Here is an 11482-nt window from a genome sequence, read left to right as displayed (position 1 = left end):
CCTCTTTACTGTAATACTTTAAATCCGCAAAATTCTTTATAATTTCAAGTTTTTTATATTTCCATATATCTTTTTGCATTGTTTTACGTAAGCTATTTTCTAATGGATAAAACTTACTAAACTCGGTTTTTAAGTTTAATTTTCTTTTTTCTAGTTTATATATTTTTTCAAATTTATCTTTAATAATTTTTTCATTTTGATAAAATATATTTAAATCTTTTGAATAAGGAACAAAAAAAGTATCTTTTCGTCCAATAAAGTCATCTTTTACTTTTTCAAATTTTTTCTCTTCTTTTATAAATGAAGCTTCTATTACTTCTAAGGATTCAATATTTGTCACTAAAATAGAATCAAGAACTAATCTATTCATATTTTCTTGAATAGAAATCAATTTTGAAATATAATCTTTTGATTTTGTATTATTTTTTATTTCATTAAATACAATTTTATTAATAGAGGCAATTGATATAATTAAAATAACAATAACAATAAAACTCAATTTAATAATCTTTTTTATATTCATTTCACACCTTTAATCTGTTTTAGCTTCTCTATTTTGATATATACGATTTATCATATAACATAGTTTTAGTCCATAGATAAAAATAATCCATGACACATAAATCCATAAAAACAAAAACATCATAATTGCAAAAGAACCATACATAGTTGTATACGATTTGTTATAAAAAACATATTCTATAAAAGCATTTTTAGAGATGCTAAATACTATGGAGATTATAAATGAGCTGATTAAAGATGCTTTAGGATTTATCTTTGTGTTTGCCCCAATTTGAAATATCAAAAAAAACAATCCCCAAATAATAATATATGGAATAATAGGAAGTATGTTTACTCCCGAAGTCAGAGTATTTGATTCTATCATTATGGCTAACTTTGCAGTGATATAAAAAGATGCTCCTAATGCTATAGGAGTTAGAGTTAGCATAGTCCAGTAAGTTGTAACAGATTCCCAAAGAGTTCTTTGCTTTGCATGAAATATCTTATTTGCAATATATTCAAAGTTTTTAAAAAATAGAAGTGAAGCTACTAAAATCATTGTTAGACCAATTATTCCCATCTTTGCAGAGTTCGCTAGAAAACCATCAATATGACCCATTACTGCTTCAGAATTCACTGGCATTAGGTTAGAAAATATAAATATTTTTATACTCTCATAATGTTCTGAAAATGAAGGCAGAGATGTTAAAAGTGTTAACATGATTAGAAGAAGAGGGATAATTGTGAAGATAGTGTAAAAACTTAGACTAGCAGCAAATAGAGTTAACTCTTTATCGACAAATGTGCTTATAAAAAACTTCACATGCCTATAAATATATTTAGCATCAATTTTACTACTAATCATTTACGTTTCCTTAGTTTAGCCCCATCTTAGCAGGATTCAAAATATTGTTAGGGTCAAATGCCATTTTAATAGATTTAAAAAGATTCATCTCTTCGTCAGTAAAAGCCATATGCATATAAGGTGCTTTTGCAAGCCCTATTCCATGCTCACCGCTTAAAGTTCCACCCAAGTCAATAGTTGCTTGGAAAACTTCTTCTATTGCCTTGTAAGCAATTTTTACCTGCTCAGGGTCACTTCCATCTACCATTACATTTGTATGAACGTTACCATCACCTGTATGACCAAAACATGGAATATTGATTTGGTATTTTTCAGCTATCGCATAAAACTTCTCAAGTAGTTTAGGAAGAACGGCACGAGGAACTGTTACATCTTCATTTAATTTTTTACTTCCATAAACGCTAAGTGCTGGAGATGCATTACGACGAGCAAACCAAATATCAGCAGCTTCTTTGTCATTTTTTGCAATTTTAAAATCAGAACAACCGTTCTCTTTAAAAACTTTCTCTATTTGAGTAAGTTGAAAGTTCAAATCATCTTCTAAGTTTCCATCAACATCTGTAACTAAAAGTGCTCCTGCATCTATAGGTAAGCCTTTATTAAAAGTTTTCTCAACTGCACGAATAGTCAAGTTATCTAAAAACTCCATTGCAACAGGAGTTATTCCACTTGCCATTGTTTTATATACAGCTTCCATAGCATCGTTTACAGTTGGAAATATTCCCATAGCTGTTTTAGTAAGTTTAGGTTTTGGGATAAGTCTAAGAGTGATTTCACTAAGAACAGCAAGAGTTCCCTCAGATGCGATTAGAATACCACTTATGTTATAACCTGCAACATCTTTAATAGTACGTTTTCCGGCTTTAATAATATCACCATTTGGAAGGATTGCACGAGTAGCCATTACATAATCTTTTGTGATTCCATATTTTGCTGCTCTCATTCCACCAGCGTTTTCACTTACATTTCCACCTAGAGTTGAGTACTCTTGACTTGCTGGATCTGGCGGATAAAATAGACCTATCTCTTCTACTGCACGTTGAAGATCCATATTTATAACACCTGGTTGAACAATAGCAACCATATTTTTAACATCTATCTCAAGTATCTTATTCATATGTTTTTCAAAACCAAGAACAATACCTCCTGAACTAGGAAGTGCTCCACCTGTAAAACCACTACCTGCACCACGAGGAACAATAACTATTCTATGCTCATTACAGTACTTTAAAATTTCACTAATATCTTCTTCATTTCTTGGAAAAACCACAGCATCTGGCTCAAAGTGCTCTCTTGTAGCATCATAAGAGTAAGCAATAAGGTGTGCTTTGTCACTGTAAATATTATCATCTCCAACAATATTAGAAAAATATTTTAAATGTTTTGAATCAATCATTTGAATCCTTTTCTTTAAAATTATCAATTATCTTTTGTAGCTCTTTCTTGTCTGGGTTAGCTTCGCTTAGAAGTTCGTAATAGTATGGTTCATAAGATGTCAACTCATCACTTCCTTCTCCCCACCACGCTGCATCTATCTCTTGAACTCTTGTGTAAAAAGGAAGTTTAGGAGTTTCTTGTTTTAGCTTTGCATCTGTTATTGCTAGTATTTTAAAACTTTTAGCGTCTAATGTATAAAGCTTTTTTTCAAGATATATAAATATAAGTCCTACAGAAGTAGCTATTGAAAACTCTGTAAAATCTTTTCTTAAAGGTGTTGGGTGACCATTAAAAGATATCATTGTTGCAAAAATATCAGAATGAACCCACTGTAAGTTCTTTACACTCTTTGTAATTCTATGATAAATCTCTTCTGTTGGAGATATTAATAAACCTCTTGTGTATCCAAAAGCTAAAGTAACCTTATCTCCAATTTTTACTTCCCATTTACCAGTTGGTAATGCATTATTTGCTAAGGCTTCATATGGACTCATCTTAAGTGTTGCTATTTTATTTTGAGCATCAAATTTACTAACTTCTATCTTTTTTAATATCACTGTGTGACCATCGGCAATTTTATGAGAAATAAAACCACTCATACCAACATCTATTTTGTCTATTTTTATTGTAGCAATATCATTTTCTAAATCAACACTAATGATAGGTGACTTAACAACTCCAGCCATCAGTTCGAATGTAAGAACTAAAATTAAAACTATATATTTCATCAACTCTCTTTTCAATTATATAAGGCAATTATATCTTAACTAAGCCAATTTTGGTTAAGGTTACAAAATATTTTTTTTAGGCTTATAATTTATGATACGATTTTCTATACTTTTATTACTTTTTTTATTAACTACTACTGTTTTTGGCTCTGAAGTTGAACGGTTTCGATGGATTAAAAATGAATCATACCTTGTCTTCTTGGAAAAACAAAAACTTCCTATAAAAAAACTTTACTATGACCTAGACGTAGATGATCAAAGGTTAACTGCGGAGATGAGAACAGGTGTTCATTGCCAGATACTCAAAGATGATAAGGGCATGATTGAGCAAGTACTACTTCCTTTAAATGATGAACTTCAAATTCATATTTATAAAGACAAAAATGAGTATCATTTTGAAGCAATTCCTATTGTAAGTAATACAAAAACCGAAGCATTTACTATAAAAATAAACAATTCTCCTTACTATGATATTATTAAAGCAACTGGCTCTAACAAATTAGCTCAAATTTTTGTATCCAACTTTAGAAACTCATTGAATTTCAAACGTGACCTCAGAAAAGGTGATACACTTGTTATGGTTTATGATCAAAAATATCGCCTTGGTCGTCCTTTTTCTATGCCTATATTAAAGGTTGCAATGATTGAGATGAAGCATAAACAGCACTTCATATATTTAAATGATGACGATAGATATTATGATGCAAAAGGACATGAAGTTGAAGGTTTTTTACTTGCTCGTCCAGTTCGCGGTGCTAGAATTTCATCACATTTTACAAAAAGAAGATTTCATCCCATACTAAAAAAATGGAAATCTCACTTAGGAATTGATTATGCAGCAAGACGTGGAACACCAATTGTTGCTGCAGGAAGTGGAAGAATCGTATATGCAGCTAGGCTAGGAAGTTATGGTAACCTTGTAAAGATACGTCACGCTGATGGATATGAGACTAGATATGCACATATGAAATCATTTCGCAGAGGTATAAAAAGAGGTAAGTATGTTAAAAAAGGTCATACTATAGGATACGTTGGAAATACAGGACGTTCAACTGGTCCACACCTTCACTTTGAGCTTAGAAAAAGAGGTCGTGCGATAAATCCTCTTCGCGTAGTTCAAGTTACTACAAAGAAGCTAAAAGGCAAAGAGAAAAAAGCATTTGTAAAACTTAAAGAAAATTATGACCAAAGAGTAAACTTGCACCTAAAAAATCAAACTCAATTTGCAAAACCTCAAAAAGTAGAAAGTGTTTGTTATATTTATAATGGTAACTTAAGTGAGTAATATAGATTCTATAGAAGAACTCTCAAACCCTAATTATATAAGACCTATTAAAATAAACTACACTCAAAATGAAAAGAAAAAAGTATGGGAAGCTGTTATAAGCCATGACAGTGTTGCCATTCTACTTTACCATACACAAAAAAAAGCTTTTGTAATTGTAAAACAGCTACGAGTCCCTGTTCTAAATGCAAATAAAACTGATGGTATGACACATGAATTATGCGCAGGTATAGTTGATAAAGACACTTCAAATATACAAATAGCAAAAGAAGAAATTCTTGAAGAGTGTGGTTATGATGTAGCACTTGAGAATATTCAAAGAGTCAGTTCTTATTATACAAGTGTAGGAATTAGTGGAGCTAAACAAACTTTTTACTTTGCATCTATAGATGATACTATGAAAATAAGTGAGGGTGGTGGACTTGAAGAAGAAAATATTGAAGTTTTGTATATTCCTTTATCTAAAGCAAAAGAATTTATGTTTGATGAATCTTACCAAAAAACTCCAGGTCTTATGATGGGTTTTTATTGGTTTTTTGAAAATAAAAGTGAAAAATAAGAAAATTAAAATATTTGTATAGATTCTAGGCAGTAACGACGAAGATGCATAAATATTTTGATTTTTTAGCCGAATTCTATTGGATCCATGTCAACTTCTGCTAAATCAACTCTACATTGATTTACTGCTTTAATTAAATCCGTACTCTTATCAGAACGAAGAAGAATCTCAAATCTATATTTATTTGCAATTCTCTCAATAGCACACTTACCAAAACCAACCACTTCTATGTTAGAAATACTTGAGAGTTGCGCTTGCATCTTATACATTTGTTCTTGTGCTTTTGCTCCATTCTTGTGAGAAAAGAGAACCCGACATAGTTTTTTATATGGAGGATACAAATCTTGTCTATAAATTTTTTCATCTTCTAAAAATTCTTCATAATTATTCATAAAAGTACTAAAAAACTCTTCATTGAAACTCTGAACTAAAACCTTTGCATTTTTAGCTCTACCACTTCTTCCCGAGACTTGAATAAGAGAAGATAGTGCTTTTTCTCTAGCTCTATAATCACTCATATTTAGCATATTGTCCATACCCAATACTACAGCTAAAGTAACACCATGATAGTCATGCCCTTTACTTAACATCTGAGTACCAACAAGTATGTCCGTTTCATGATTATTAAAACGTGTAAGAGCTTTTTTTAACTTACTAGCTGTTGTTATAGCATCTCTGTCAAACTGTTCTACTCTTGCATCTACGAACTCTTCACTAATAACTTTTACAGCTTCAGCCGTTCCTAAACGCGAACTAACTAAAGATGGACTTCTACACTCTGAGCATATTTGAGGAATTGCTTGGGTATAGTTACAGTAGTGGCATTTTAGTGCATGGGATTTTTGATGTATGCTCATCCCAATACTACAAAACACACATTTAGCTGTGTGACCGCAATCTTGGCAAACAAGATACTTGAAGTTAGCTCTTGTTGGCACAAAGACAATTGCTTGATCTTTATCTTCCATAGTCTTTTTTATATTTTGAAAAATTAAGGGAGATAAGCTTTCAACTGATTTCTCATAAATAAACTCTTTATTTGCACTGAAAAATCCACCTTTAAGTCTAAAGTATGGAAATTTAGTAAATGAGTTTAAAGATGGAGTGGCACTACCAAGAACAACAGGAACATTATAAAGCTTACCCATATAGATAGCTATATCTCTAGCGTTATAACGAGGTCTTGAAGATGCCTTATAACTATCATCATGTTCTTCATCTACAACAATCAGACCCAAATCATTTATTGGTAAGAAAAGAGTTGAGCGTGGACCTGCTATTATCTTTGCACTGCCATTATAAATCTTCTCTACAGCTTTTCTTTTTTGCAGAGGTGTTAGTTTTGAATGCCACATTACAACTGCTTCACCAAAGTGTTTTTCTAATCTTTGACTCATTTGTGGAGTCAAAGATATTTCAGGCATAAGAAAAATTGAACGTTTAGCAGATACTATCATCTCTTCGAAATATTTCATATATATTTCTGTCTTTCCACTACCAGTATCTCCAAAAAGAAGAGAAACTTTATGTTGTTTTAAATACTCTAATGCTTTTTCTTGATTTGCTGAGAGAGTTATATCTGCAAGTAAGGCTTTATCTTCGTTTTCAAGTTCAACGTCTAAATCTGTATGAAGACAAGAAAAAGGTGTCATAACTCCAAGTGCTTCGCCTAAAGAACATACATAATAGGTTGAAATGAATTTAGCAAGTTGTATTTGTTTAGTTGAGTAAATAAACTCACTGATTTGCAATACTTCTAAAGTCTTAAATTCAGGTTCATTTTTTGAAGAAATAATAACACCATTTACAGTTCTATTTCTTACATTTACACTTACTTTAGTGCCTATATCTATAGTTTCTAGCGAGTAGTATGTGAATGCTTCAAGAGGAGAACCTAGAAGTGAGATATTATAAAAGTTCAATTTATTATAAAAACCTACTCAGTTAGTTCTGAACAGTAAGTATCTGTAGATGTACAAATAAATTTACCATCACTTTGAGTATATGTAAAGCTTACATTAGTTCCGGCTACATTATAGTCATAGGTATTTGTAGCATTTGCTTCAGCTGTGTTAGTCCAATGTCCACTCTCTGTACTATCTGTTATTGCATACATTAGCACACCACCAAAAAGACCACCAACATTTAAATTTGTTCCAGATATATAATCAGAATCACCGGTAATGAGTCTTACTTGTCTCTCACTTACAATAGCGGAACGAATAGAAGCAATATCTGAACGACCTTTTGCTATCTCTGCATCTGTACGAGTTGCTGCGAATTTTGGAATAGCTATAGCTGCTAAAATACCTAAGATAACAATTACAAAAACTATTTCTATCATAGTAAAGGCGTTTTTAGATTTTTGCATGAGGTTTTCCTTGAAAGAAAGCTTTATATTATTAATATGAGATATTAACATTTTTTAGATTAAAAGTTTTGGTTTATGATTTTTGTAAAGAAGAAGATTTAACGAAATTTATTCCCAAGGAAAACTTGGGAATGTAAAATAATAAAGTAATTAATAAGTTACGTTAGTACCACCAAAATCATGAGTACCTTCTAAATCTGATACTACATTGTCAATAACAACAGTAATCGATGTACCAGAAGCTACTGAAATCGTAGCGTCATCATGTCCATTAGCAGCAACACATGCGGTATTAGAACTTAATGATGTAGCATTAATGTCACTTCCAGTTGCTGTATATGCAGCACCAATATCATTTATACAAGTACCTGTATTTGCTAGCATTTTAGAGAATTCTGCATCATCACGAGTAGCAGCAAGCTTTGGAATAGCCACAGCGGCTAAAATACCTAAAATAACGATAACAAAGATCAATTCGATCATAGTAAAACCAGCTCTTTTCATAAGAACTCCTTGAATTAAATAAATTGGGTTATTCTAATAACCTTAGAAATATTATTCACCAAAATACATTAATAAAAGCTTAAGAATAGATATTAATGAGTTATATTTTATTATAAGTTATATATAATTCACACATTACAATAAACATACAACTATGGAACTATATTTGCTTATAAAAATTTAAACAAAAAGGAGTTGCAATGAGTGTTGAAATATCACGTACACATGGATTGATCTCAGATGCCCTAGATTACAGAGCTATGAGACAAGATATGATATCTTCAAACATAGCAAATGCTGATACTCCTTTTTACAAACCAAGAGATATTAGCTTTGCAGATGCTCTCTCTGCTAAAAAAGCGGACCTCTTAAATGAAGGCAGTGATAAACTTGCCTTAGCTAACACAGATGGCGCACACATTCCTCTTCAAAATGAAAAAGGAAACTATAAACCTACAACTTTTTTTAGAGATGGGCATATGGCAAGAAACGATGGAAATAGTGTTGACTTAGATGTTGAGACAACAGAGATGAGTAAAAACTCAATTATGTTTAACGCTCTAATTCAAGCAAATAAAAAAGATGGCATGATTTTCAAAAGTGTTATAGATGCTTCAGCTAAAGTAAATTAAGGATAAGACATGTCATTTTTAAGTAGTTTTGATATTAGCGGTTACGGCTTAAGTGCTCAACGTGTTCGTGTAAATACTATCTCTCAAAATATCGCAAATGCTCAAACGACAAGAACCGAAGAAGGTGGTCCTTACAGAAGAAAAGAAGTCGTTTTTAAAGCTATTGACTTTAATGAACAGTTCAATAAAGCCCTTGGAAAGATGAGTGATAGTGCCAAATATGAAGATCCTCTTAATGAAGGTGAATTTGGCAAAAAAGTGAATCCTGCTATAATGAGTGTTATAGTAGATAAAATATCCAGAGATGACAGTGAACCAAAGATGAAATTTGACCCAACTCACCCAGATGCAGACGCAGATGGTTATGTTGCATACCCAAATATTAATCCTGTGATCGAAATGGCCGATTTAGTAGAAGCAACTCGTTCATATCAGTCAAATGTAGCTGCATTTGAGAGTTCGAAAAATATGGCAAACTCTGCAATTTCACTATTGCAGTAAAAATAGGGTATTAAAAAGGAAATAGTATGAGTGAATTTGGAAAAATAAATGCCTTATCAGGAACATCAACAGCAGAACTTTTAAAACAAAAAAGTAAACTAGATGGTACTAACAGTGGAGATTTCGCTGGTCATTTAAAATCCGCACTTAATGAAGTAAATGAACTTCAAGAAAACAGTGAAGCTGCTATTGGTGATATGGCAACTGGGCAAGTTAAAGACCTTCATCAAGCTGCTCTTGCGATAAATAAAGCTGAGACAAGTATGAAGCTTATGTTAGAAATTAGAAACAAGGCTCTTAACGCTTATAAGGAACTAGGTAGAACACAACTTTAATTAGTATATGCTCTATTTTTCCTACAAGCTTTAGCTTTTTCAAAGCTAATAATCTGCAACTCTTATGATATAATCTACATAAAAAAGTAACTAATTTGAAAAACCAAAATAAAAGTAAAAAAATATTTCTTCTATATATGCTTATCAGTATAGGTTTTTTAATCTTTTTAAGCGTAATGCTACTGACTGTATTAAAATATCGTCATCTTCCATCTTTATATACAAAGAACACTTCTATAGCACAGAGAGGCTCAATTATTAGTGCTGATGGTTTTCACATAGCCACTACAAAAAAATTATATAAGGCTGTTGTAAATACGCACTACATTAACCCACAAAAAATAGAATTATTTACTGAACTCTTTAGTATCTACTCCGGTATTGATTCTAAAGAGATTAGTAAAAAGCTCTCTAAACGAAAAGGTGTTGTTGTTTTGAGCTACAATATTCCTGAAAAAAGAGCACAATATCTTAAAAAGTTAGCATATGAGCTTAGACGTTATAAAGTTTTTATTGAAAGAAAAAATCCTCGAACAGGATTATCAACTCTTCATGGTTTAAGTGTTATTGAGAGTGGAGAGAGTAGAGAATATCCATATGGCAGTCTGATGACTCCTATCATCGGGTACCCACATAAGTTAGAAGAAAATGGATATACATATATAAAAGGTGTCAAAGGTTTAGAGAAAAGATTTGAAGAAGCTCTTTCTGCTAAACAAAATGAGCTAAGCCAAGGTAAAAGAGATGTAAATGGTTACATCATCTTAAATAAAGAAAGCTTCTCAAAACCAAATATTAATGGTCTTGATATCAAACTAAATATACCAGTAGGTCTTCAAATAAGAGTAGAGAAAATGCTAGATGCTATGAAAAAGAAAATAGATGCAAAGCAGATTCTCATAGTTATTATGAACTCTAAAAATGGTAAAGTTATTACTATGGCCAGCTCCAACAGATTTTTGCCAAAAGATATCAAGAGAAGTGATTATCCATCTTTAAATAGCGCAATGACAGAGTATAGTTTTGAGCCTGGGAGTGTAATAAAAACTCTTACCTTTGCTCTCTTACTTGATAAAGGTCTTGTGAATCCTTATGACTTAGTTAACGGACATAATGGTCGTTTTAAAATAGGAAGAAAAGTCATAACTGATGAGCATAAGTATGACTGGCTTAGTGCAGAGAATGTTATTGTACACTCATCTAATGTTGGAATAGCTCAACTTGTTCAAAAATTATCTGGTCTTGAGCTAAACGAAGGTTATAAAAGCTTTGGTTTAACAAAAAAATCTACCAATGATCTTATATATGAAAAAACTGGTTCAATTCCAAGTATCAAAAGACTTAACAACGAAATTTATAAAGCAACTTCATCTTATGGTTATGGAATGAGAGCAAACCTCATGCAACTAATTCGTGCATATAGTGCTTTTAACAATAATGGCAGAATAATTATGCCAAAAATTGTTAATAGTTTTATAGATGCCAGAGGGCAAAAAATCATTATCGCAAATGAAGAACAGATACAAGTTATTAAAAGCTCAACTGCCAATAGAATTAAAAAGATTTTAATCAAAACAGTAAACGAAGGAACAGGTAGAAAAACTAGGATAGATGGTTTAATTATTGGAGGTAAAACTGGTACAGCCCATATTGTTGAAAAAGGTCAATATGTTAATAAATATAACACTACTTTTTTAGGATTTAGTAATGATAAACAAAATAAATACACAATGGGAGTTGTCGTTATACAGCCAAAGAGTAGCC

Annotated in this window: 13 protein-coding genes; 6 read left to right on the top strand and 7 right to left on the bottom strand. The window is 31.6% G+C overall.

What is annotated here, in order from left to right; all coding sequences use genetic code 11:
• The 4 genes from QZZ48_RS11160 to QZZ48_RS11145 all read right to left on the bottom strand — a co-directional run.
• Window positions 1–523, bottom strand: a 523-nt coding sequence (locus tag QZZ48_RS11160) for a hypothetical protein (protein ID WP_294965722.1), incomplete at its 3' end; no start/stop codon positions are given.
• A 9-nt stretch (window positions 524–532) separates the two neighbouring features.
• A complete protein-coding gene (locus tag QZZ48_RS11155) occupies window positions 533–1366 on the bottom strand; it encodes a YihY family inner membrane protein (protein WP_294965719.1) in 834 nt (277 codons plus the stop codon).
• Window positions 1367–1376: 10 nt separating this feature from the next.
• Window positions 1377–2762 carry an FAD-linked oxidase C-terminal domain-containing protein gene (locus tag QZZ48_RS11150; protein WP_294965716.1) on the bottom strand — a complete coding sequence of 462 codons (1386 nt, stop codon included), beginning with the start codon at window positions 2760–2762 and terminating at the stop codon, window positions 1377–1379.
• Window positions 2755–3531 (bottom strand): plasminogen-binding N-terminal domain-containing protein, encoded by a 777-nt coding sequence (locus QZZ48_RS11145; protein ID WP_294965714.1) that lies wholly within the window; start codon window positions 3529–3531, stop codon window positions 2755–2757. Before QZZ48_RS11145 ends, QZZ48_RS11150 begins: the two co-directional genes overlap by 8 nt.
• 91 nt (window positions 3532–3622) lie before the next feature.
• Between QZZ48_RS11145 and QZZ48_RS11140 the strand changes: the two genes are divergently transcribed.
• Entirely contained in the window at window positions 3623–4816 is a 1194-nt protein-coding gene (locus QZZ48_RS11140) for a peptidoglycan DD-metalloendopeptidase family protein (RefSeq protein ID WP_294965711.1), read from the top strand.
• Window positions 4809–5375, top strand: coding sequence for an NUDIX hydrolase (locus QZZ48_RS11135; RefSeq protein WP_294965708.1), 567 nt, complete (start codon window positions 4809–4811; stop codon window positions 5373–5375). The genes QZZ48_RS11140 and QZZ48_RS11135 overlap by 8 nt, the downstream gene beginning before the upstream one ends.
• Before the next feature lie 65 nt (window positions 5376–5440).
• On the opposite strand, the gene QZZ48_RS11130 is transcribed toward QZZ48_RS11135, so the two are convergent.
• From QZZ48_RS11130 to QZZ48_RS11120, 3 genes are all read right to left on the bottom strand, one after another.
• Entirely contained in the window at window positions 5441–7297 is a 1857-nt protein-coding gene (locus tag QZZ48_RS11130) for a primosomal protein N' (RefSeq protein WP_294965705.1), read from the bottom strand.
• 14 nt (window positions 7298–7311) lie between these two features.
• Entirely contained in the window at window positions 7312–7746 is a 435-nt protein-coding gene (locus QZZ48_RS11125; RefSeq protein WP_294965702.1) for a prepilin-type N-terminal cleavage/methylation domain-containing protein, read from the bottom strand.
• Window positions 7747–7896: 150 nt separating this feature from the next.
• Window positions 7897–8250: a type II secretion system protein gene (locus tag QZZ48_RS11120; protein ID WP_294965699.1), complete on the bottom strand. Its 354-nt coding sequence runs from the start codon at window positions 8248–8250 to the stop codon at window positions 7897–7899.
• A 200-nt stretch (window positions 8251–8450) separates the two neighbouring features.
• Between QZZ48_RS11120 and flgB the strand changes: the two genes are divergently transcribed.
• The 4 genes from flgB to QZZ48_RS11100 all read left to right on the top strand — a co-directional run.
• Window positions 8451–8882: a flagellar basal body rod protein FlgB gene (gene flgB / locus QZZ48_RS11115; RefSeq protein WP_294965696.1), complete on the top strand. Its 432-nt coding sequence runs from the start codon at window positions 8451–8453 to the stop codon at window positions 8880–8882.
• A gap of 9 nt (window positions 8883–8891) precedes the next feature.
• A complete protein-coding gene (flgC, locus tag QZZ48_RS11110; protein ID WP_294965693.1) occupies window positions 8892–9383 on the top strand; it encodes a flagellar basal body rod protein FlgC in 492 nt (163 codons plus the stop codon).
• A gap of 26 nt (window positions 9384–9409) precedes the next feature.
• Window positions 9410–9718 carry a flagellar hook-basal body complex protein FliE gene (gene fliE / locus QZZ48_RS11105; RefSeq protein WP_294965690.1) on the top strand — a complete coding sequence of 103 codons (309 nt, stop codon included), beginning with the start codon at window positions 9410–9412 and terminating at the stop codon, window positions 9716–9718.
• A gap of 95 nt (window positions 9719–9813) precedes the next feature.
• Window positions 9814–11482, top strand: a 1669-nt coding sequence (locus tag QZZ48_RS11100; RefSeq protein WP_294965687.1) for a penicillin-binding protein 2, incomplete at its 3' end; no start/stop codon positions are given.

This window comes from Sulfurimonas sp., assembly GCF_016744025.1.
In the GTDB taxonomy this organism is placed as follows: Bacteria; Campylobacterota; Campylobacteria; order Campylobacterales; family Sulfurimonadaceae; genus Sulfurimonas.
The sequence above is the reverse complement of the archived record's forward strand: the minus strand, read 5'-3'. Positions and strand labels throughout refer to the sequence as shown.